The sequence below is a fragment of the Scytonema sp. NUACC21 genome (assembly GCF_054684315.1).
The window spans coordinates 49,843-72,535 of the sequence record NZ_BAAFZH010000067.1; the positions used below are offsets into that span (position 1 = coordinate 49,843).

Below are 22,693 nucleotides of genomic sequence, written 5' to 3' on the forward strand. Positions count from 1 at the left end.
AGGCTAGATACTGAGGATATAGTTATGGAAACAGTAGAAATTTTCAATTGCAGCCCTGGGAAAGAGCCAATCCAACATTCTCGAAGCGAGGATACGGCTACAAAGAGAGTGCATATCTTAAACAGTAGTTTTGATCCCGTGACAACTCAAGAAACAGTCGATTGGGCAATTCGTTCGATCCAGCAGGGAAAAAGGGGATATATATGCACGGTTAATGTTGCTATCCTCATGATGATGCGAAACAATGAGCGGTTGGCAAAGTTTGTTAATAAAGCAGCATTAATTGTGGCTGACGGTCAGCCAATTATTTGGGCTTCACGATTGTTTGCAACCCCATTACCACATCGCGTTGCAGGGATTGACCTAATTGATGAGCTAGCAGCCGTGTCTGAACAGTTAGGGTTGCATATCTATTTACTGGGAGCAACAATGGAGGTTATTACAGCCGCCGTCTCGAAATTGCAGTCTAAGTATCCTCGACTAAATATAAGTTTTGATAACGGTTACTTCACTCCACAGCAGGCAGCTGAACGGGCTGAAGCAATTTGTCAAAGCGGTGCTGACATCCTCTTTGTAGGTATGGGAGTTCCCCGGCAAGAATATTTTCTTGAGGAGCATTGGGCAAATTTGGGTGTGAAGTTGGCTATTGGTATAGGTGGCAGCTTTGATGTGATTGCAGGTAGAAAAAAACGTGCCCCTCTGTGGGTGCAGGAGGTAGGACTCGAATGGCTCTACCGCTTGCTTCAAGAACCGCGAAGATTGTGGAAACGCTATTTATTCACGAATTTGCAGTTCCTGTATAGATTGCTGCGGGCTTTAGTTACCAAAATCTATAAGAAGCAAGCAGCTTGAAAACAGCAGAAATACTCAAACACTCACCTAGAAACCTGATTTATAAAGTAAATTTAAGAGTGATGGGTGACTTGAGTTACTGCTGCTACAATTATCAGCTTTCGAGAATTCCCCAGTGAGAGGCAACTCCAATCGATTGGCGTGTGGTGATTCGCCTTGCAGCATTACAGCTACAATTGTTATCTGAGGCTTTTGTCCTATTTTGATAATAGGTACAAAGGAAGTGTTTTAATTTCCTTATTTTTGACAATGGATAACAATCTAGCGGTTATTTATCTCTCAGTTTTTGTGGGTCTGCTTGCAATTACAGTTGTCACCATTTTTCGCCAAGTCTTTAAAACTCGCAGGCGGGAAAATGTTATGTCACGCCTGCGAAACAAGCTAAATAAAGAAAAAGGTACAGCGCAAGAATATTACGAATTAGCTAGTATTTATTCAGAGAAAAAGATTTTTTCTCAGGCGATCGCGCTGTTTCAAAAAGCTCTTAAAGCCGCTGAAGAAGAAGGGGAAGAAAATGTAGCCTACATTTACAATGGAATGGGCTATGCTTACTTTGCCCAAGAACAGTATGACCTAGCAATTCGTCAATATAAAGAAGCTATTAAATACAAACCTGACTACGTAACAGCATTTAATAATCTAGCTCATGCCTACGAACGCAAGAAATTAAATGCTCAGGCGCTGGAAACTTACGAAAATGCACTGAAATTAGACCCAAACAATGCCACAGCGAGACGGCGCTCTGAGTCTTTGCGTCGTTTGGTAGCTGCATAGGTTGGTCTTTTTCCCCCAATTTTATTGTCTCGTTCCCCATCTCCATTAGGGAACGAGCAAAATTTAAGAATTTTACCCAAATATTACGATTTCTTTCACTTAAACAACATTTTTGTTGTTTAAATCGTAAGCTGGATCTCAATCACAGCGTTAGTTTCAGCGATTTCATATTGCTAAGGGCGACCTAATATCCCCACTTCATCAAACACGACAAGTTTTGAGAAAATCAAAAACGATTTAAAAAGTGGTCAGTTCTCAGCCCAAAAGCTATAGAACTTAAAAAAGCTGACAGCTAAAAGCTGATAGCTTTGATAAACAAGCACTCATAGTCGGTTTTTCAACAGACAAGCATTCGTTTCAAGAGAAGGGAGAACACCTGAATGAAATTGGCTTACTGGATGTATGCAGGTCCATAGGACAAAAGTTTGGTTGCTGCCCCATCCATCTTTCGATAGATTCTCCACCGAAATCTTCCAAGAGAATAACGAGCGTGCGCTGATAGTCTTGCTGACTATATGCTTTGATTACTCCTTCCTCTTTGAGGGAACGGGTAATTTCATATTCCTGCCTATAGCGAATGAGTTCTTCAGGAGAGGGATAATCTTGCTTAAGTAGTTTGACGATGATTGCCCGACCATCCTGCACCCTGATCCCCCGGTACACAACAGATGCTGAACTTGAATAGATTTTGCTTTGGATGGCGATCCCAACTAGAGCAATCATTGAACTCTCTCCCGATCGGTGCCGTGGGTTGTGTTGCTTTAACTGCGCTCTGACAAGCCATTGACTTGACTAAAACTCGCTTTAAGCAACCACTCCAAAAATTTGAGTTCCGAACTCTACAGCCGCGCTAAAATATTCCCTTTAGTATACAATACATTATTGATTTCAAAGCTTAGTAACGTTTGGAATATCCGCTACCACCATTTCCCCGTCTACCACCACCAAACGAAGAACCTCTATCTTCCTTGGGCTTAGCCTTATTCACCTTGAGGTCGCGACCCATCCATTCAGCACCGTCAAGACCCTCAATTGCTGCTGTTTCTTCTGCATCTGATGACATTTCTACAAACGCGAAACCTCGCGGACGACCCGTTTCTCTATCTGTAGGCACTTGGACATTTTTAACAGTTCCATATTCTGCAAAAACTTCCCTGACTCACATCTTGCACCTAACCGAACAAACCCGTAAAAGGTAAATAAGGAGTACAAAAATATAACAGAAGAAGAAGTCAATTTAAGTATATTTAAATTAATCTATACTTATTTTTAAGTAATATAACATAATTAGCGAACAGAAAGACAAGATGTAGGGGTGGCTATTTGCCTCATCACGTAGTGCGATCGCGAAGCGCAAGCCGAAAGAGCGCTTATCGCCCTTGGCGCAAGCCGCTCATAGTGCTTATCGACTACGGCGGGGGCGGCGCGCCATCGCTAACTGTAATTACAAAATTTGAATTTGCTTTTCTAGCAGAAAATATGAGCAGAGCTAGTGGCTTTCAAAAAAGTTGTTTTAACAGAAGGCAGAAGTACGCTCGTCTGATGGCAGAAGGAATATGTCCTCGTACTTCTCACGACCTCTGGGAGTAAGGGTAACGGTCCCTCCACCATAATCTTTGATTTGGTGGCAAGCAATTGGTGAGTCCAGAGAAAGTAGGCGGGTCTCCCGCCGTAGGGGACTGGCGAACCCGAAGGGTGGTGGGTTGAAGCCCCTACCATATTGCATCCCTTCTGCCCTCTGCCTCCTGCCCTCTGCCTTCTTCACCATTAAGGTTGAAGACGGAGATTTGTTATCAGCAACTTGTAAAAAAATAGATGGCATTCTTAATAATACATCTATTCGTATTTTCGGAATTGAAAATGTTAATGGGGTGTTAACGTTTAATCATCTCAATAATTCTAGTAGCTTTCAAACAAGTTGTTTTAACATTAAGGTTGAAGACGGAGATTTGTTATCAGCAACTTGTAAAAAAATAGATGGTAGCCTTAATAATACATCTATTCGCATTCTCGGAATTGAAAATGTTAATGGTGTATTGATGTTTAAGGGGTCACCGTGCCCGTTCGGTTTCTTTTGTACGCCGTTTTCTGCCGTAGTGGAATAGATAATCTTAGAAAAGTCAAGCCTAAATTTGGTTTGACCGCATGACTTTACACTTCAGATTGTATATGTTAAGCACTCCAGCTTTGTTTGCCCCTCATAACAGCTACGTTATATCTAAGCCTACTACGCTACTACGCTACGCGGACGATCGCTGCATCTAATTTCCTGATTTTTTCATCCTTGATACTTCATCCTTCATACTTTATGGTGTGTTGGGTTTTGTTCCTCAACCCAACCTACCAATCATTTTTCTGACTCTCGTAGCAAAGCTCTGAGTTCTCGCAGCATTTGACTGGTTCCATCATCAATGGCTTTTTGCACTAGTCGGGGAATAAGTTCGGTTACGGGTAAATTGGGAAAGGTGGAACTGTGGGTAGATTCTACATAGCCGTCAGTTTGGAGAATGTAAATAGTTAGCTGGTGGTTGCTATAAATCCACACTTCCGGAACGCCCAGAGATACGTAAGCGTTGAGGGTTGTTTTTGAGGTAACATCAGATTCAACGGCAAGGTCTGGAGGAGGATATACGCTCAAATCCATTTGGGTACATCCTTTGACCTGGTTGGCATTCTGGATATAGAAGCAGGTATCTGGTTCAACTCCGGCAATCTCTGGACGTTTAAAAGTTGTTGAGCCGAAATCTTCCCAGTTGCGTCCTTGAATTTCCAAAATTGTGGTGATGATGTAAGCAATAATGCGATGGGGACGCTCGTGAAGTGCTAACGGGGACATGATTTCTAAGGTTCCTCGGTAGTATGCGACGCGGGTTTTGCGTTTTTCTCCTAAGTCTTCGAGAAGTCGCTCAAAGTCCTGCCAAGACAGGTTATGAATGGCAATTTGACTACCGGGAGCAAGTTCTATGGCTTGAATGGGAATAGTTACGGTCACGTTTTTGCCTCCGTTAACGGCTGTCCTACTTTCTCAATTTTGACGCGCCATTCTGCTCCCAAAACTTCCACTACAACTCAACTTTCAAGCTTTGATTAACGCTGACGCAATTACGACCTTTTCGGATTGCTTGATGAAGTGCGGTGTCAGTAGCATCAATGAGCATTTCCAAAGAGGTTTCTTGGCTGGGTATAATGCTTGCTACTCCTAAGCTTGCTGTAAGCACGCGAGCTGGGAAGCCACCAAATATCGAGCGTTCGTGTTCGATCGCTAATGCAATGATACTATCTCTAATATTACTGGCAACATTAAAAGCAAATTCACTACTAAGTTGGGGCAAAACTATAACAAATTTTGCACCTTCATAACGTGCCACAAAATGCTCTGAGTATTCTTCCAAGCACTCACAAATAGTATTTGAAATTCTTTGCAAACTCTCATCTCCAACCTTATATCCGTAAGCATCGTTGAAAAACTTGAAATAGTCTACTTCACACATTATGAGAGACACTGGCGAAGCATCTTTTGCCCATTGCTCCCAGTTGTTTTCCATGTATTGGTTGAAGTAGTGCCTGGTTGCAAGCTGAGTAAGTTCATCAAGGTTGTTTGCATAGGCTAGGTGGCGTGATTCTGTCTCCACTGCCTCATGCTCGGCAACATCTTTGGAATTCTGTTGTTGCAACTGTTCCTGAAAATAAAGACGATATAACTCACAGCTTGGCTTTGCCCAATTTCCCTCAAGTTTGATTAATCCCATGCTTTCTAGCTTAAAAGCAGCGATCGCCTCCAACTGCACGCTTTCGTCAGAATTAACCACCTCTTGCAGGGCTGATACCAGTTCTGGCACTTGTCGAATGATAGCTAGCAGGCTTCGCAAATGGTCGCTGAAAATTCCAGCTGATGTGGATGCCGTTTCCAATAACGTCTCAAGGGTTATCTCTTCTCGTTGCAGATAGTAGAATGCAAGATTCAAAAGATAAGGATGCCCAGATAGCATATTTATCAGAGGAGCAAGAGTTTTTGCACCTTTTTCGCCACTTGCCCAATTTAATCCATACCGCAGCGCTAAATCCTGTGCTTGCTCTGGGGTAAATGGTGGTAACTTAATAGTTTGCCCGACATTAAAAGGCGATTGATTGAGATTCAATGGAACATATATTTCTGTGGCATGAACAACAACTAGTCGCAATTTTTGCCAAATTGTATCCTGTTTTGCCTGTTCATGCCAAAAGCGCAGCATTGGGAAAAAGTCTCTAGCAATCTCGGAATGCTCAAAAACCCTATTAACTTCGTTGAAGGCGATGACAACAGGGCTATCAACTTGCTTTAGCAGGTAAGCTTCAAAATAAATTTTGCTGCTCACCTTACTTCCCATATCCTCATCCCAGTAATCGTCTAACCTAGAGGTGAGGTTCAATTGTCTGCTCACGTTAGCACATAACCAACGCAAAAACCTATTCAGGGAGGTATAAATAGTTTCGTCAGCTTCTTGGAAATCTATAGAAACCGTTTTGTAACCTAACGTTTTTGCATAGGAGACAATACGGTGTAGCAAAGAGCTTTTTCCCATCTTTCTGGGTGCTTTAATCCCAAGAACACATCCAGATTGACTGATTTCTTGATAAGCAATTTCCTCTATGGGAGGACGGTTAATGTATAAAGGAGAATTCAGCGCTACAGGACCACTAGGAAACTTAATTTCTGTATCTGTAACAGGCGATCGCAATTCTTCGTTATTTTCTTCTAGCGAGTCATTGACGAACACTGATTTTGGTTCAGATTGTTTTTTTTCTTTCCCGACTGGAATAGGTTTGATCTGGCTCAGAACCAGATGCAAATTTTTCTTTGTAACTCTTTCCCCTATTACGTCTGAAATATCCTGCCATAACTGGGAGCCCACCTCTTTGATGTAATCACTGGCATACCCTGAATTTTGAGCCATTTCACCATAGGTTTGTCCCAGCCAGGATTGATGCAATATAAATCTCTCAATAGAACTGAGCCTTCTTGGTAGTAGAAATTTCTCTATTGCTTCTAAAACCTCATTCACTTCTATTTGGCGGCTAAGTTGTGGCAGAGCATTCATATAGTTATACGTATTCTTAATGTACACCTACGTACCCCTGTATTAAAGTGAAATTCAAGATATGTTACTACATCAGATGGATACTGAGAGATAGGAAAAATCAATAGTTATTTCCCGTATCATTATTTATCTAGTCCCATCCACAACTGCGACTTTCAATCTTGAAATGCTCACCAGTAGAAGTTTTTACTTAGCACCCATGAATCACAGTGCGGCTCTTCCAACTTTTTGAATTAGAAACTAGCAAACTGACCGAATTGGCAGAGCGCAGTAGATGAGAAATCTATCAAAAGTGTTTTGGCGTTACTGAAAAAAATGCAGTGCACTACTAGGTGAAGATTTTCTTTTTCAAAAAGATTGTCAAATTATCTAATTTTGAATTTGCAGATGCACAACTAAGGATTGTATCCTCTGCTAGGTTTTCAGCAGTTAATTGAATTTGTCAACTTTCCTATTTAAATAACAAATCCTCCTTTACTTGCTATCAACAACTTTTCTATTCCTGAGACATTTTACACTAAAACTCTACTAATAGTTTATACATTAGCTGAGTATTTTTAGCGTAATTGTAACCAGAAAAAATGGTATCAGAAACTTCTAAATTTCGAGTCAATATGCCGAGCGGCAGGCTTTTAGGTTATGTCAGCAGCAACGGCGATTAGGATCGTTTGGCTGTTTCTGATGAATACCTATATTTTTTCCCAATATATTTTAGTACTATACTTGCACTCCTGTTTAGAGTTTCTACCGACACTTTATGAAAACTTTAAAAAAGGTTTTTACAAATTATTTTAAGTATAAACAAGAACTGCAATTTTTATTATATACGTAAATTTAATGAAAATTTTCCGGTTTTAGAGTTTGGAATATATAAAATTGACTACATATTTAATCTTTAAAACAATTGCTCCCACTTTTCTTACCTTTTAGTTTTTTACCTATTCTTCATATCATTCAAATTAGAGTTGGAATTATAGAGTAAGGTATAGATTGTTGTAAGGGCGTAAGTCCTGCGGACAGGCTTCGCCAACGCGTAGCGTGCCACGCTCGTGGAGATAAGACTGTTTGCCCCTACCGCCACACTTCATTTACCTGAAAAATGTTGTAAAAGCAATGACATTAAAGAATATAGAAATGGCTATCACTCTTACAAATGACTAATGACGAATAACAAAGGAAAACTTCAAAGGGCTAACTTTATTTGTACCCACCTACTGATATCTTGATTTTTTTATGTTAACTAACTGAACCTGTCAACTTAAAATTGTTAGCGATAAACATAATAAAGTTAATATCTGATACTGGGGAAAAGAACAATGTCTATGACTTCGCCAACTATCAAACCCAAACCAGCGATCGCAGTTAACCACAAAAATGTATCTCTTTGATTGAGCCCAGCAAAACGAAGTTCTATCTCTGCCAAAATTGTAGTTGCTAAAGGCATAACAATGAACGTCAAGAATATTGACCACGTTGCAATCAGAGCAATGGAGGCACTTAAAGCCATAACTACAATTAGAGTTCTAGAACCAAATCGAATCAATCGCTCCAACCAGGAAATAGTTCTCCAAACGATGGCTAACACCACAACAGCAACAAAAGCTCCAACCAGCCAAACAATGTGATGGTCAGATAGATACCACCCCAGCCAAGCATAAGCAAGCCAGAGGAAAGCTAGAGGTAGCAGGGGAACTCTGTTAAAAAATTCAACTTTCATAACCAACCTACCATCAGTCATCAATGACCCGTTACCAGTGGGTGACTCTTCTTTCTAATCTAAAACGAAATTGAAACAAGATTGCAAGGGCATGATCTCCCAATGATTGAAAGACTTCGCCAGTCACTATGCTCCCGGTCAGTGGATGCTGTTTTGTAACAAATTAAATTTTAGACCAAGCTTTATCACTTAGGTCACTGCTTTTTAGTATTTACTTAGCTTTTCGTCTCACTCGCTTTGGAAAACGGCTTCGCAATCCAAATCCAGAGTTGCATCCTAAAAAAGCAGAGGTCATGCAATTACTGCGGATTGGTGTCATTGCTCATCTGGTGGGAATGTTGTTGTTCATTTTAGGAGGTGGGGCAGGTTTGGGAGTTCTACTGTCAAAATCGATTGCCCAGCCTCAAGGAGTTGCAATTTACGATCCAAGCCGTATTATTCGCTCTCTTGATATTTTTGTCGCAATGTCAAATATGAACGGCATCGCCGCTCACTTTATTGGTACGGTAACTTCTTTGGGGCTTTTTAATTGGCTGTATCGGGATTGACGCGATGGATAAACCCATTTTGATTTAAAAGCCAAAGGATAAAAAACCGCCATCAACAGCGATACATTGTCCTGTGATGTAGGTCGCTGTTGGCATACTCAAAAAAGCTACCAAACCTGCGACTTCTTCCGGTTCTCCTACTCGCTGCATAGGAGTGCGGGATGCAACCCTTGCTAGAAAATCTGAATTATTTAATAACGGTTCTGTTAAGGGAGTACGAATAAACCAAGGAGCAACGGTGTTGACCCGAATCCCATCTTGTGCCCACTCCACAGCTAAAGAACGGGTAAGTTGCACGATCGCTGCCTTTGTCATCCCATAGGGCACACCAGTACGAACTGAGGTTAGCCCAGCAACAGAACCGATATTCACAATGCTGCTGTTATCTTGAGCTTTGAGTAAGGGGTAAGTCAGTCGGCACATTGCAAACACCGAAGCTAGGTTGGTTTGAAAAATATATTCATACTCATCTTCCGTGTAGTCCACTGCTTGTTTGCGAATATTGGTACCAACATTGTTGATGAGAATATTCAATGCTCCTAAAGCTTCATTCACTTTCTCAAAAATTGCCCTTCGACCATCAGATGTTGCAACGTCTGCAGCAATTCCATGAGCTTTCCATCCTTGGAGTTCCCAGTTTTTAAGCTGCTGTTCAACTAATTCTTCATTTCGGGCAACAATTATCACCTCAGCGCCTAAAGACAGGAATTCTTGCGCGATCGCCAATCCAATTCCTTTTGTTGCTCCAGTAATTAAAGCTTTTTTTCCAGTAAGTGTCCAGCGGTTATTGCTCATGACAATTTTGTCCATAAGTGGCAGCCCAACCTACACAATACGGCATTTTTCAGGGCGCAATGCCTTGCGCCCCTACTGTATATTATTTAGCAATTGGTTGCGGATATGCGGCGCGAGCAGAAGCTTCCCCCATAGGTAAGTAAATGCCACTTTTGGCTATGCGCCACTTCTATTTTATTGACTAAGATGGCTAACAAATCCATGAGAGATAACTATGAGTTACTCGCTAATTTCGCCTGTCACTATCAAGTGTCCTTGGTTCCGCTCCAATACTCCTCATACCAAACCCAAGCAGTTTATTCGGTTCAAAATAGCATTGGGGTTTCTCAGTCTTGGATTGCTAGCTCCGCGTCCTACCTTAGCTGCAGAACGCCTGACTCTCTCTTTCGGTGTTTTGGAACGCTCTATCCCCATAGATTCTCTTGAAAAATATGCAAAGACGGGGAAGATAGATGACGAATTAGCAACATACGCTCGGTATGCGGGCAAGGAACAATTAGCTCAACTGCGACAAGTTTTGCTAACACCAATTCCCTTGAAGCCCGTGCAGGTATCTCAGTTTCTCTACACGCCAATTGGCGAGCGATTGTTAGAAACTCTGGGAGAAGTGATTCAGCAGGAATCTGGCATTAGTGGATTTTATGCAATCCGAGCATCTTTAATTCTCGCTGCCGTCGATCCACAAGGGTTAACGTTATTGACCGTGCTCAGAAGGTTTCCCTCAAGGTCGATTTCGATTAATTTAGCCCGCAGTTTAGAAATAGCCCAAGCAGTGGAGCGGTTGGTCAATCAAACTCAAAGGGCGATCGCACTTATCAACCAGCAATCGTCTCAAATAGCAACCAACACGGCTGTAGCAGAGAACATTTCGGTAAGAGAGTTGCTAAAACCGGGAAATTTTAAATGGCAAAGACGTACCATCGTACTCAATGATATCTCGCGCCGTCGCACCTTTCCTGCTGATATATACTTGCCCTTGGTTTCCAACCCTCGCCCGGTGGTTGTCATCTCTCATGGACTCGGGTCTGACAGAACAAGTTTTGCCTACTTAGCTGAATACCTTATGCCTAGTGCTGGTGTTTTATGATTTGTCCGGTGTCCAGTGTCATTTGTTTTAGTTTAAAGACCAATGACAAATGGTAAATGACAAATGACCAATAACCTCTTGACAAATGACTAACTTTCAAACCTTTACTCAGACTGTGAAATCATGACTATTGCTAGTTCCAACGGTACCGATCGCTCTCACTCTCCTCTTAGAACTGATTTAACGGAAGCCATCACCGCAAGACCCGATCGCAACACTCACAACGGGAAGCAAGCCGATTTGCACCCGCCAACAGAGGAGGATATGGAGCAGATGATGGAAGCCGTGCGGACTCTACTCGTAGGTGTAGGGGAAGACCCCGAACGCGAAGGATTGCTGAAAACACCCAAAAGGGTAGCAGAAGCAATGCGGTTTCTTACTAGCGGTTACAACCAGTCCCTAGAAGAACTTGTTAACGGTGCTATCTTTGACGAAGGTCATAACGAAATGGTACTCGTGCGGGATATTAATCTATTTAGCCTGTGCGAACACCATATGCTGCCGTTTATGGGCAGAGCCCATGTAGCCTACATCCCCAACCAGAAAGTCGTGGGACTGAGTAAACTTGCTCGCATCGTGGAAATGTATTCCCGTCGCTTGCAGGTACAGGAAAGGCTAACCCGCCAAGTAGCTGAAGCAATTCAGCAGATCTTGGAACCAAAAGGAGTAGCTGTAGTCGTTGAAGCCAGCCATATGTGCATGGTCATGCGGGGTGTTCAAAAGCCCGGTTCTTGGACTGTCACTAGTGCAATGGTGGGTGTGTTCCAAGAAGATCAAAAAACCCGTGAAGAATTTCTGAACTTAATTCGCCATCAAGCAGCATTCTTTTAAAACGTAGTTATTGGTTAGTAGTTAATGGTTAATGGTTAGTGGTTATTGGTTACTAACTCCCAACTACTATCTACTAACTGCTAACTACTAACCACTATCTACTCTTACTTCCCAATCTTTCAAACAACTGCGCTACCTTATCTAAATCCTTATCTCCTGGCGCACGTTCTACTCCACTGGATAAATCAATCCCAGTGGGATTAACCTGGTTAAGAGCTACCAGAACGTTATCTGGATTTAATCCTCCTGCTAGGAACCAAGGACAGCCAGGGTTGAATTGCTCCAACATAGCCCAATCTAACGTTTTACCCGTACCGCCCAACTGTTGTGGATGGTATGCATCCAGTAGCAAAGTATCGATGTAATTTGTATAATTAGATACTAGTTTAAGATCTTCGGCACTGCGTATTCTCAAAGCTTTTAAAATTTCTACATTGGGTAGGAGCTCGCGCAACTGTAAAGCAAATTCTGGAGGCTCATCTCCATGTAGTTGAACACCAGTTAACCCAGACTGAAGAACTGTCTGCTGAATTTCAGTGGTAGTCGCGTTGGCAAAAACTCCTATTTTGTCAATTGTTTCCGGCAATTGTTCTATGACAGCCCGAATTTGCTCTACGTTGACATAGCGCGGTGAGGATGGGACACACATCAATCCCAACGCCGTAGCACCCAGTGAGGCAATTGTCTTTCCTTGTTCTGGCTGAGTAATTCCGCAAATCTTAACTCGCATAAATTCTTCACACTTAGTAGTAATTAATACAAAAAATTGAGTTGTATAAAAATTTCAAGTTTTTTCCCTCTGTAATTCTATAATTTTTGTGGTTGAGCTGTAAGCTATCAGTATTCAGCAGTCGGTCAAGAGCAGTTATCAGTCAAAGGTGAAACCCCAGAGCAGATAGCTGAAAGCTGATGGCTTATTGCTTGTTAATTCTATTGAGGAGAGAAACGCTTGATTTTATCAACTTTACTAGCAGCCGCCACCACTGTTCCCGCAACACCCGAGTTCAATACCACTGTGGCAATCATCATCAGTGTCAGCTGTTTAGTATCTGTTTTGCTAGCTACAAGAATTGAAAAGCCTCAGGTGGGTATTAAGCTGCCCATACTACCCTTGAGTATTCCGGCATTCATCGGTGCTATGTGTTTTGGTCATATTCTCGGGGTTGGCATTGTATTAGGATTGACTAACATTGGGGCTATCTAACAGCGTGCCGCTATGCTGTAGCGAAGCTATCGCTTAGCACTTAGCATTAACTGGTTGGCGTTACTGTTCGCGGATTAAAGTTCTTTCTCCAGAAAACTTGCTCTAACTTGAGGGAGAGTGACACTCCTCCCCCAAGAGGGAAGATTTAGCGGCTTCATCAGACGGAGCATAAATCTGGTAGTGGAGGCGCGAAGCAGACAGATCTTTATAGAGCTGGGCTGTATCGCTCCTCTACAGCAATAACTTTACGTTTTGCAGGAGAAAGAGCAGTGATTTCATCATTGTTACTAGCAGTTCAATCTACCGACCCCAATACTGGCGTGGGATTGCCCTGGAGTGGAACGGCAATCATCATTGGCGCTTGCATATTATCTCTTCTGATTATTCCCCGCATAGTTCGCTATCCCCACGTCGGTCAAAAAATGCCCCTTCCTTTCCCAGCCATTTTCAACAATCCTAGTGTTGGTTCATTCCTCGCAGCAATGAGTACGGGTCATATCCTTGGTATTGGGGCTATTTTGGGCTTGACCAATCTTGGTGTTATTTAGATTTGCATAACTTTGAATAGCTTATCAAAGGTGGTAGGTCTTTTTACCTTTTGGATAAATCCAAAAGAGCAAGACTTACTGCCTTTGTTTTTATTTATTAAAATACTTAATCCCTGTCCTATTTGAGATTTGCTGGCTAGCGGTAATTGTCTATTCTAGAAATAGAGCATCACAAAAGCGCAATTGCCGATTTTTCCAATCGCTGTCTGGACTTGTTGGTGCAACCAAATTATATATGCATAAAAAATAACACGTAGTATGTGTTGTCAAGTAGCTGTAAACATCTTGATTTTAGGAAAATGTAATGCAAACAAATTGGAAAATCGGGTCTTTATTCGGAATTCCGCTGTTCTTAGACCCTTTATGGTTTGTGATTTTAGGGCTGGCAACCCTTAACTTTGGAGTAGCCTACCAAACATGGGGTGTTGTCCTTGCTTGGAGTTCTGGAGTTGTGATGGCACTACTGCTCTTTGGTTCGGTCTTGCTCCATGAATTGGGTCATAGCTTAGTGGCGCGATCGCAGGGCATAAAGGTCAATTCAATCACCCTGTTTCTGTTTGGTGGGATTGCTTCTATTGAAGAAGAATCTAAAACTCCAGGAAAAGCATTTCAGGTCGCAATTGCAGGACCTGTAGTTAGTGTTGTCTTGTTTTTGCTCTTAAGATTGTTGGTGAATGCTTTGCCCGCGAATAGCCCAGCCAGTATTATGGTAGGAGATTTATCGAGAATTAACTTAGTTTTGGCACTCTTCAACCTGATTCCCGGTTTGCCTTTAGATGGCGGACAAGTTTTGAAAGCAGCACTGTGGAAGGCAACGGGTAACCGCTTTCAAGCTGTCAAACTAGCAGCAAGGGCAGGGCAAATTTTAGGTTACGGTGCGATCGCCCTTGGCATGGCAGTCGATTACTTTACAGGTGAGTTAGTCACTGGTTTGTGGATAGCATTATTAGGTTGGTTTGGAATCCGCAACGCCAGCAGTTACGATCGCGTAACCGTTTTACAAGAAACCTTACTGAGTTTAGTCGCTGCCAATGCCATGACACGAGACTTTCGCGTCGTGGATGCAAACCAAACTTTACGCTCCTTTGCTGATTTTTACTTGTTAGAAAGCACTTCGTTAGAAGTTTATTATGCTGAATCTGATGGACGTTACCGGGGTATGGTTTCTATAGAGGATTTGCGTCTAGTGGAAAGAAGTCAATGGGAAACCCTAACTGTCCAAAGCATAGTGCATCCTCTTACAGAAATTAAGAGCGTAGCTGAGACAACTCCTCTAGTTGATGTCATTAGTAAACTGGAAAGCGAACAGTTACCGCGCATTACTGTACTTTCTCCAGCTGGTGCTGTGGCTGGTGTTATTGACCGAGGAGACATTGTCAGGACTTTAGCACAAAAGCTGAATTTGCGGATAACAGAAGCTGAGATTAAGCGAATCAAAGAAGAAGGCAGTTTTCCACCTGGTTTACAATTGGGCGTCATTGCCAAATCAACCCAATAGTAGGACAAAATTCATGAAAATAGGGTGCGTGGGCAAAGTATAGCGCACCTTATTTTATGTCTGATGTTTTGAGAATCTGCTAAAAAATGGTAAGTTTACTTGTAAGATTGGGATTAAACGTGACAATCAGCCGACTTAGTCAACAAATACAGTTCATTATTGAGATTGACCGACTCAAGCAGGTTCTTCGCCAAACTTTGCTCACCGATAGTTCGCGTCGGGAAAACAGTGCAGAACACTCCTGGCATATAGCGATAATGGCAATTGTCTTAGCCGAATATGCCCCCGAGGGAGTTGACTTATCCCGTGCTATCAAAATGCTGCTGATTCACGATCTAGTAGAAATTGACGCAGGTGACACTTTCTGTTATGACCTGCAGGGTAACGAAAATAAACAAGCGCGAGAAGCTCAAGCGGCGTTGCGTCTGTTTGGACTTTTGCCACCAGATCGGGCAAATGAGTTGCGCTCGCTTTGGTCCGAGTTTGAAACACAGGAATCACCAACTGCAAAGTTCGCAGCAGCTCTAGATCGCATACAGCCGATACTGCACAATCAGCAAACTCAAGGGGGTACTTGGCGCATTCATGGTGTGACACGAAGTAAGGTTATGAAACGCATAGCACCTGTAGAGACAGGAGCACCGGAATTGTGGTCATTTATTCAACAACTGATAGAAGACTGTGTAGCAGCAGGTTATTTGAAAGTTTAACGAAGAATAGCTTCCCACTCGCATTGAGACAAAGGCTGCACCTCTAACTGCATTTTAAAACAATCACTAGCAGCGTCAATTAATGCGGCAATAATCGTTTCAAGATTATGGGGAAGTGGCACGGGAGTGAAAGTTTCTTCCCCAAAAACTCGCTCGCACAACTCAGCATCTGGTTGTAGAGGGATGGAACCTTGTTGCAAAATTGCCCCTCCCCGTCGAAGTTGGGCGCTACCGATGAATTTTGTCCCGTCTGGCAAAACGAGATCGGCACCAGTCGCCGTACCAAAACAGCTGGGATTGTGGATGTAACCTCGCCCAGCTATACCATAGTGCAATTCTATGCCAAGCGATCGCCACCCTTGAATCAGAAACTCGCAAATTTTTTCGTATACTTGGACTCGATTCCCAGCTAGCCCAGATGTCACCACAGCATAAGTTAAATCACCTTGATGCAGCACCGCCCGCCCCCCTGTAGGACGCCGCACCAAATCCACTTTCTGTCCTTGCCAAACAAGATGCTGCCATTGTTCGGGATATTTGTGTTGATGGTATCCCAAGGAAATAGCAGGTGGCGACCAAGTATAAAACCGCAATGTGGGGGGATGTGTTCCCGAAAGGTGCTCTTCTAGCAGCCATCGGTCAATCGCCATCTGCCTGTCACCAGGGGCTTCTAGTAACGGAATAAGTCGCCACATTGAAATCAAGCTACACCAAACTCCGATTGTAACGTTTCGTCGTTGTTATCAGCGATGGTAGCGACAACAGTAATCAAGCGAGACACTTCCCCAGGTGATAAATCCGCTAGGGTACGTGTTCCCATGACAACCACTTGGTTTTCAATTATGGCGAAATGGGCTTCAAAGGTACTGGATGCATTCATGGACAGGAGTTGTCGCATTAACTTGGGTTCATCTTTGGCTGGTAATTTTAGCACCGCAGACCAAACCGTTATGGTGTCTTCATCCGTTGTCCCAGTCAGTTGAACAAAGACTTCTACAGTACCGTACTTGAACTTCCAACGGTAACCTCCTTCTTGAGGGTGGCTTACCATTGCGCTGTCATCTTGTTCTAAGGTATCGATGACGTTTTCAACGATCTCTATATAATTGATGCTTGTGGTTTCCTCGATAAACTCATTGATAAGTTCCACGTCTGATACGGGTTGGGTTGCAACCGTTTCTTGCTCTGATTGGTAACTTGTCATACAGATTTTTTACTCAACGCCATGATTATTACATCTAGAGATACTTTATAACTTGTCAGCCAAATTATGTTTAGCTCCTCAAGTAGTAAGCTGACCAAATTCGTACACAGTTAATGGTAAAGAGTTATTAGTGCATGGATATGCGCTACATTCGTATTCAGTGGTTCGGTTTGCTCCGTTATTTGGCTACTCAGCATCACAAAGTTCGGGATATCCTTGTATTTTTGTATGCAGCCTCTGGCAGGAATAATTTTCACCACCCATTTTTTAATGATTTATGGCTCCTGTTTCCCATGCTACCAAAACCTCTGATGTTCGACAGTTGGGTATTAACCCAAATCACTGGTACGTTGTTGCTCGTAGCAGCGAGGTGAAAACTCAGCCAGTGGGTGTAATGTTATGGAAACAGGCGATCGCACTCTACCGCGATCGCCAAGGGCAAATCCACGCCATCGAAGATAGATGTCCCCATCGGTTTGTAAAACTGAGCCACGGGCAAGTCATAGATGATGAGTTGGAATGTGCCTACCATGCTTGGCGCTTCAATCATAAGGGAGAATGTGTTGCAGTTCCCTATTTAGCGGATAATCAAAAACTCCCTACTTGCAAAATTCGCCATTATCCCGTGTTGGAACAAAGCGGTTTTATTTGGCTTTTTCCCGGAGATCTAGCGACATTGCACGCAACGTCTCTAAAACCGATGAGTCTTCCTGAATGGGAACACTTGAATTACATTGCCACAGTTTCAGCCATTAACTGTAAGGCTCACTATTCATTTCTGATAGAGAACTTGATGGATATGTACCACGGGCATTTACATCAAGATTTCCAAGCTTGGGCAGATCCGGTTCTAGAAAATATTTATGAAGATAAGCATCGGGTTGATGCTCATTACAATGCTCAAAGTTATTACAAAATAGACAAGATTTGGTCGATTTCGCAGTTATTTTTTCCTGCTTTACGCCGCCTCCATCCCGAACCGTTAGATGTGAGTTATATTTATCCTCACTGGTCTTCTACATTAGGCAAAGATTTTCAAATTTACTGTTTATTATGTCCGGTCAATGAAACAGAAACAAAAGCATATTTGATTCATTTCACATCATTAAATGCCTTTTGGCGCTTGCACAAATTACCCATATGGTTTCGACGATTTGTGAAAAGTAGTTTATTTGGTGCAGCCCAAAGATTCTTAGATGGATTGGTAGAACAAGATGTTTTGATGATTGAGGAAGAACAGCAAGCATATTTGGAGAATCCTCAGAGGCGGAGTTATGAGTTAAACCGTGCCTTAGTAAGCGTGCAGAGGTTAATGAAGAGTCAGATTGAGGAAATAAATTAATATTCTGAAACGTGTCAATGGATTTCCAACAATTAAGTGACAGTTTCTCCGACTCAACCCAACCTACAATTCTTCGTCTTTGGTGATGCAATCCAAACATACATAATTATATAGACATAGCACAACAGATTTCATTAGGAAACACTGATGAACCGTGGAAAAATAGTTGCAATTATTACAGGAGCGATTTCTATATTACTGGCAATTGCTTACCTCATCCTTGTACAACTTCTGGACTTTCGGGGTGAAATGAAACCTGCTCCTATTAGTTTAGTGCCACAGCAAACAATCATGGCGACCTATATTCTCCCAGAGAACAGGTAGGTAAGCTTTGTTACTGTCACCCTAGGGTTGCAGCCCATCTTCTCGACCTCAACCCCCTAGTCCCCCTTGCCTACAAGGAAATGGGGGTTTCAAAATCCCTCTCTTCAGAGAACACGGGTTTGGAGAGAGGTTGGCAAGTAAACTTTATGGTTTGACAAATATTTCCCGACCGTACAGTGCTTGACAGCACATAACACGATTGTTGGATTTCGTAAAGATTTGTTAAAAAAATTAGTAAATTTAATATTTATCATTAGTCAAAGCTTATCGTAGTTTCTAAATCCATAGATAAAAATCAATAGTATTTATTTGTTAATTCTATATCGTCAACTATAAGGATTTCTTAGAAGATATATCGCTTAATTATTTACCCACGTTATTCCTTTTTTAATCGATAAAGGCTAATCTATGTTTAATGGGATCATTATTAAATAAAACTTAAGTAGCTCTAAGTTTCATATCTGCAATTACCTAAAAGGTAACGGTTGTATGTTGGTAACCGGGCTCGATTTTGCTAATTATGTAGAGGTGAGTGAATGGCTCAATTCCTGCTTGAAACGGTTTGGTTAGTTCCTTGCTACGCCTTAATTGGCGGGCTTTTAGCTTTACCTTGGTCACCAGGGATCGTTCGGAAGACAGGTCCAAGACCGGCTGGTTATGTAAATTTAATCATGACTTTTCTTGCTTTTGTTCATTCTGCATTAGCATTAACAGCCACTTGGAATCAACTGCCACAAGGGATGTCTATTCCTTGGTTGAATACAGCTGGTTTGACTCTATCGATAGATATAGAAATCTCTTCAATCAGTGTTGGAGCAATGGCTGTTGTTGCTGGCTTAAATTTGCTAGCACAGATTTATGCTATTGGCTACATGGAAATGGATTGGGGTTGGGCACGTTTTTATTCTTTACTGGGATTATTTGAAGCTGGGTTATGTGCTCTTGCCTTGTGTAACTCCTTATTCTTTAGTTATGTCATCTTGGAAATTCTAACATTAGGCACTTACCTACTAGTCGGGCTGTGGTTTAGTCAGCCATTAGTGGTAACGGGTGCCCGAGATGCTTTTTTAACCAAACGGGTAGGAGATTTATTTCTGTTAGCTTGGTGGCACATGGAAGCGGGGAAAGACGCAAATCGGTTTGCTGATATGTTGGTGGAAACCGCCAGGACAATTAATCCCGACTTAACCATCATAGATGGCATTATTGGTCATGAAGGCAATGGTCCTAGTGGAGGAGAACCCCGTCCATTGGGAGTTTTAGGGGCGTCATCAGATATTTTTGCTTTGGATAGAGCAATGGTGGAAATCTTAAACGTGCAACCAGAACAAGTACCAACCATTGCTGCATCCATGCGGTTGGGGCTAGTTGGTGAACTTGATGCCATTTACTTTCCCAATCTGCATCCCAACCTGCTTAAGATAGACGACTGGCGTTTACCGGACAAGTTCTTACCCATTGACTTTGGTATGCCTCGCGTTATCAAGTCTACGTTTAAACATCTTTACATTAGATTTATCAAAGAACCCATCAACGCTTATGCCAAACGCTAGTACAGAAAAGCTGAAGTGTGAAGGATAAAGGATGAAAATAAAAAGCTTACACTATAAGCTTTGGAGCGATTTACAATCGTCGCCTTATTTACGCCGAATTGTACTAGTTAAGGATTTAAGCCGTGCAGTCAAGGAGACGATCGACAATAAGTGCAAACTCTGTTACAACAATTCCAAAATTGGCAGAGTAAGCTGAAAGTACCCTCCGATTGCTTAACCAGACCGCCCTAATTTAGTGGCGGTTTTTTTCCATATAGTTTCCCATGTTGGCGTTCCCATATAAAGAAATATGGAAACCGATTTAATATCCACAAAATGCAGATTGCGTCCAAAATTTTTTCTCATTAGCGCTTCCGACGTTTTGGAGGCATTCTTTCCTGAATTGTTGCACTCTTCTTTATTTGTATCCTCCTCCTGAGCTAAGCCCCCCTGAATCGATCGCTCTAAAAGCAGATTTTCTCAGACAACCTCAATAGGTAGCATGAGTGTAATCACTGATAAATACTTCTTAACAGAGCTACTTTCTCTGTATGTATTGGTATGTATTTCTTGTTAACAAACTTATCGCATCAGCACTTCCAATCAAGTATAAATAATTTCAAGTATTTCTATTGGATAAAATCTACATATCAATAGAAACTTAGAAAGTTGTACGTGTATATAGAGCTAAAAAACAACAAGTCATAGATGAAAACCTCTTGAAATATAAGTTTTCGGTATTTCAATATCGTCTGGTCTTACCTGGATAAGACCCCAAAATTCATGTATAAGATAAACAAATGTAAATTTTAATGCAATAAGATTTGGCATGCGTAAAGCAAACATTACAATGGGAGAACACAGTATTTTAAGATTACAGTCAAGAGGTTAAAAATAAAATGTTGATTTCTCAGCTTGTGTCAAGTATTTTTTGTATCAAAAAATCGTGCGAGGTCAATTTTTAAAATGATTGATATTCCTTATTAATACAGCAATTGATGTAAAAAAATAGCTAAAATAGCAGTATATCTCTCTAGAAAAGAGGGAAACTACAAGTGGTGTATCTAGCTTCGATTTTTTATGAATTCAAATTCTCAATCTGTCAATACAACCGACACATACTCCCATCGATTGGCAGATATTGTAGGAACTTTAATTGGGTTACTAACCCTGACGTTACCCCTTTTTATCATCGCTCACTATTCTTCAAACGATGCTGATGCAGTACGGCAAACCGTTACGTACCATGTGAAAAGCCAGTAAAGATAAAAAATTGGAAGATATGATTTAACGCTTGAAAGTGTTAAAAACAGAATTTAATCAACTGCAGCGCTAAATAAAGAGTACATATCCCAAACAGCCTATTAATAGGTTAGTAGATAGTCATGAGGATGTGTATGTCACCAGACATCCGTTGGCTTCGCCATTTAGTACTGCCAGGGGTGTCTCCGTAGCTTTTTTTCTGCTAAAAGTATTTGGGCAGAATAATTGTTCCCCTATTGTTACCTACTAGGGATAGAATTCTACACTGGGAGTGACTCGTGTCTTTCCCGCAGTTTACAGTTAGCAAACGGAGTGTTGTTGTGGACTTATCCCGTATTCCTGCACAGCCCAAACCAGGTCTGCTCAATGTTTTGATTGAAATTCCAGGGGGAAGTAAAAACAAATACGAGTATGATAAAGACCTGGAGGCTTTTGCTTTAGACAGAGTTCTCTATTCGTCGGTAAGGTACCCCTATGACTATGGCTTTGTACCCAACACTCTAGCTGACGATGGCGACCCCCTAGATGGCATGGTTATTATGGATGAGCCAACCTTCCCAGGATGTATTATCGCAGCAAGACCAATAGGTATGTTAGAGATGATTGATGGTGGAGATCGCGATGAAAAAATTCTTTGTGTTCCCGACAAAGACCCTCGCTACGTTCATGTCAAATCCCTAAAAGACTTTGCACCGCACCGACTTGATGAAATTCAAGAGTTTTTCCGCACTTACAAAAATTTGGAGAAGAAGGTGACGGAAATTCTTGGATGGCGGGATGTTGATTCGGTAATGCCTTTGGTAGAAAAGTGCGTTAAAGCAGGTAGTAAGTAAAAAGGTCGAAGTTCAAACTCTGACACTCAGCAGCCGTCAGCTTTTCAGCTTTGAACTGGATAGCTGAAGGCTAATAATGATAATAATTAATGAATAAGCGATGGGTGATTTATAGTTTAAACTGATAACTGGTAACCGAATCGCTGGTAAAAAAGTCACGATGCAGCGCACTTTACTTTTGGCAAAAATTCACAATTGCACTCTCACAGCAGCCAACATCAATTATGTGGGCAGTATTAGTATCGACCAACTTTTAATGGATAAGGCTGGTATCTTACCTTACGAGGAGGTGCAGGTAGTGAACGTAACCAATGGAGAGCGCTTTACTACTTATGCAATCTCAGCTCCAGCCAATTCAGGAGCAGTTGAGCTTAATGGAGCGGCAGCACGTCTAGGCATTAGGGGCGATCGCTTGATTATAATGACTTACGGGCAGTTAAGTTTGGAAGAGTTAAAAACTCACTCTCCCACCGTAGTCCTTGTGGACGAAAAAAATCGACTAACGGAAGTGCGGCGTTACGATGACTTGCTCAGTAAGACTTAATATTGACCA

Annotated in this window: 24 protein-coding genes and 2 pseudogenes; 17 read left to right on the forward strand and 9 right to left on the reverse strand. The window is 41.9% G+C overall.

What is annotated here, in order from left to right:
• Positions 1–24: 24 nt before the first annotated feature.
• A complete protein-coding gene (locus ACYRY3_RS11900) occupies positions 25–852 on the forward strand; it encodes a WecB/TagA/CpsF family glycosyltransferase (RefSeq protein ID WP_460201880.1) in 828 nt (275 codons plus the stop codon).
• 249 nt (positions 853–1,101) lie between these two features.
• On the forward strand, positions 1,102–1,626 hold the full coding sequence (locus ACYRY3_RS11905; RefSeq protein WP_460201881.1) for a tetratricopeptide repeat protein: 525 nt from the start codon (positions 1,102–1,104) through the stop codon (positions 1,624–1,626).
• 357 nt (positions 1,627–1,983) lie between these two features.
• Here ACYRY3_RS11905 and ACYRY3_RS11910 read toward each other — a convergent pair whose 3' ends face one another.
• Positions 1,984–2,349 (reverse strand): hypothetical protein, encoded by a 366-nt coding sequence (locus ACYRY3_RS11910; protein WP_460201882.1) that lies wholly within the window; start codon positions 2,347–2,349, stop codon positions 1,984–1,986.
• A 172-nt stretch (positions 2,350–2,521) separates the two neighbouring features.
• Positions 2,522–2,785, reverse strand: a pseudogene (locus tag ACYRY3_RS11915) (RNA recognition motif domain-containing protein); the annotation flags it as partial.
• A 164-nt stretch (positions 2,786–2,949) separates the two neighbouring features.
• Here ACYRY3_RS11915 and ACYRY3_RS11920 point away from each other — a divergent pair.
• Both ACYRY3_RS11920 and ACYRY3_RS11925 read left to right on the forward strand, forming a co-directional pair.
• Positions 2,950–3,216, forward strand: a complete 267-nt coding sequence (locus ACYRY3_RS11920) for a hypothetical protein (protein WP_460201883.1) — start codon at positions 2,950–2,952, stop codon at positions 3,214–3,216.
• Between the two features lie 26 nt (positions 3,217–3,242).
• Positions 3,243–3,731 (forward strand): CVNH domain-containing protein, encoded by a 489-nt coding sequence (locus tag ACYRY3_RS11925; protein ID WP_460201884.1) that lies wholly within the window; start codon positions 3,243–3,245, stop codon positions 3,729–3,731.
• Positions 3,732–3,973: 242 nt separating this feature from the next.
• On the opposite strand, the gene ACYRY3_RS11930 is transcribed toward ACYRY3_RS11925, so the two are convergent.
• From ACYRY3_RS11930 to ACYRY3_RS11940, 3 genes are all read right to left on the reverse strand, one after another.
• Positions 3,974–4,618, reverse strand: a complete 645-nt coding sequence (locus ACYRY3_RS11930; protein ID WP_460201885.1) for a Uma2 family endonuclease — start codon at positions 4,616–4,618, stop codon at positions 3,974–3,976.
• Between the two features lie 70 nt (positions 4,619–4,688).
• Positions 4,689–6,704: an AAA-like domain-containing protein gene (locus ACYRY3_RS11935; RefSeq protein WP_460201886.1), complete on the reverse strand. Its 2,016-nt coding sequence runs from the start codon at positions 6,702–6,704 to the stop codon at positions 4,689–4,691.
• Between the two features lie 1,288 nt (positions 6,705–7,992).
• Positions 7,993–8,421: a hypothetical protein gene (locus tag ACYRY3_RS11940; protein ID WP_460201887.1), complete on the reverse strand. Its 429-nt coding sequence runs from the start codon at positions 8,419–8,421 to the stop codon at positions 7,993–7,995.
• Between the two features lie 197 nt (positions 8,422–8,618).
• Between ACYRY3_RS11940 and ACYRY3_RS11945 the strand changes: the two genes are divergently transcribed.
• On the forward strand, positions 8,619–8,969 hold the full coding sequence (locus ACYRY3_RS11945) for a DUF3611 family protein (RefSeq protein WP_460201913.1): 351 nt from the start codon (positions 8,619–8,621) through the stop codon (positions 8,967–8,969).
• Between the two features lie 24 nt (positions 8,970–8,993).
• Here ACYRY3_RS11945 and ACYRY3_RS11950 read toward each other — a convergent pair whose 3' ends face one another.
• Complete coding sequence (locus ACYRY3_RS11950) at positions 8,994–9,764, reverse strand: SDR family oxidoreductase (protein ID WP_460201888.1); 771 nt, start codon at positions 9,762–9,764, stop codon at positions 8,994–8,996.
• 214 nt (positions 9,765–9,978) lie between these two features.
• On the opposite strand from ACYRY3_RS11950, the pseudogene ACYRY3_RS11955 reads away from it, so the two are divergent.
• Together ACYRY3_RS11955 and folE are read left to right on the forward strand one after the other, a co-directional pair.
• Positions 9,979–10,827: pseudogene (locus tag ACYRY3_RS11955) on the forward strand (alpha/beta hydrolase); the annotation flags it as partial.
• A gap of 147 nt (positions 10,828–10,974) precedes the next feature.
• On the forward strand, positions 10,975–11,682 hold the full coding sequence (folE, locus tag ACYRY3_RS11960; RefSeq protein WP_460201889.1) for a GTP cyclohydrolase I FolE: 708 nt from the start codon (positions 10,975–10,977) through the stop codon (positions 11,680–11,682).
• 94 nt (positions 11,683–11,776) lie between these two features.
• Here folE and ACYRY3_RS11965 read toward each other — a convergent pair whose 3' ends face one another.
• Complete coding sequence (locus tag ACYRY3_RS11965) at positions 11,777–12,412, reverse strand: phosphoribosylanthranilate isomerase (protein ID WP_460201890.1); 636 nt, start codon at positions 12,410–12,412, stop codon at positions 11,777–11,779.
• Positions 12,413–12,631: 219 nt separating this feature from the next.
• Here ACYRY3_RS11965 and psaK (ACYRY3_RS11970) point away from each other — a divergent pair, with 219 nt between their 5' ends.
• From psaK (ACYRY3_RS11970) to ACYRY3_RS11985, 4 genes are all read left to right on the forward strand, one after another.
• Positions 12,632–12,886, forward strand: coding sequence for a photosystem I reaction center subunit PsaK (gene psaK, locus ACYRY3_RS11970; protein ID WP_460201891.1), 255 nt, complete (start codon positions 12,632–12,634; stop codon positions 12,884–12,886).
• A gap of 269 nt (positions 12,887–13,155) precedes the next feature.
• The gene (gene psaK, locus ACYRY3_RS11975; protein WP_460201893.1) at positions 13,156–13,434 is read left to right on the forward strand and encodes a photosystem I reaction center subunit PsaK; all 279 of its coding nucleotides are present in this window, start codon (positions 13,156–13,158) and stop codon (positions 13,432–13,434) included.
• A gap of 304 nt (positions 13,435–13,738) precedes the next feature.
• Positions 13,739–14,932, forward strand: coding sequence for a site-2 protease family protein (locus tag ACYRY3_RS11980; RefSeq protein WP_460201894.1), 1,194 nt, complete (start codon positions 13,739–13,741; stop codon positions 14,930–14,932).
• Between the two features lie 119 nt (positions 14,933–15,051).
• Positions 15,052–15,642, forward strand: a complete 591-nt coding sequence (locus tag ACYRY3_RS11985) for an HD domain-containing protein (protein WP_460201914.1) — start codon at positions 15,052–15,054, stop codon at positions 15,640–15,642.
• On the opposite strand, the gene ACYRY3_RS11990 is transcribed toward ACYRY3_RS11985, so the two are convergent.
• Both ACYRY3_RS11990 and ACYRY3_RS11995 read right to left on the reverse strand, forming a co-directional pair.
• Complete coding sequence (locus tag ACYRY3_RS11990) at positions 15,639–16,337, reverse strand: lipoate--protein ligase family protein (protein ID WP_460201895.1); 699 nt, start codon at positions 16,335–16,337, stop codon at positions 15,639–15,641. The two genes, ACYRY3_RS11985 and ACYRY3_RS11990, sit on opposite strands and share 4 nt — an antisense overlap.
• A gap of 5 nt (positions 16,338–16,342) precedes the next feature.
• Positions 16,343–16,846, reverse strand: a complete 504-nt coding sequence (locus ACYRY3_RS11995) for a YbjN domain-containing protein (RefSeq protein WP_460201896.1) — start codon at positions 16,844–16,846, stop codon at positions 16,343–16,345.
• 277 nt (positions 16,847–17,123) lie between these two features.
• Between ACYRY3_RS11995 and ACYRY3_RS12000 the strand changes: the two genes are divergently transcribed.
• The 6 genes from ACYRY3_RS12000 to panD all read left to right on the forward strand — a co-directional run bounded on the left by ACYRY3_RS12000 (position 17,124) and on the right by panD (position 22,684).
• Entirely contained in the window at positions 17,124–18,188 is a 1,065-nt protein-coding gene (locus tag ACYRY3_RS12000; protein ID WP_460201897.1) for an aromatic ring-hydroxylating dioxygenase subunit alpha, read from the forward strand.
• Positions 18,189–18,335: 147 nt separating this feature from the next.
• Positions 18,336–18,512 (forward strand): hypothetical protein, encoded by a 177-nt coding sequence (locus ACYRY3_RS12005; RefSeq protein ID WP_460201898.1) that lies wholly within the window; start codon positions 18,336–18,338, stop codon positions 18,510–18,512.
• A gap of 536 nt (positions 18,513–19,048) precedes the next feature.
• A complete protein-coding gene (locus tag ACYRY3_RS12010) occupies positions 19,049–20,065 on the forward strand; it encodes a DUF362 domain-containing protein (RefSeq protein ID WP_460201899.1) in 1,017 nt (338 codons plus the stop codon).
• 1,059 nt (positions 20,066–21,124) lie between these two features.
• A complete protein-coding gene (locus ACYRY3_RS12015) occupies positions 21,125–21,307 on the forward strand; it encodes a TLTLP motif-containing protein (protein WP_460201900.1) in 183 nt (60 codons plus the stop codon).
• Between the two features lie 320 nt (positions 21,308–21,627).
• Positions 21,628–22,140, forward strand: coding sequence for an inorganic diphosphatase (locus ACYRY3_RS12020; RefSeq protein WP_460201915.1), 513 nt, complete (start codon positions 21,628–21,630; stop codon positions 22,138–22,140).
• A gap of 160 nt (positions 22,141–22,300) precedes the next feature.
• The gene (gene panD / locus ACYRY3_RS12025; protein ID WP_460201901.1) at positions 22,301–22,684 is read left to right on the forward strand and encodes an aspartate 1-decarboxylase; all 384 of its coding nucleotides are present in this window, start codon (positions 22,301–22,303) and stop codon (positions 22,682–22,684) included.
• Positions 22,685–22,693: the final 9 nt, after the last annotated feature.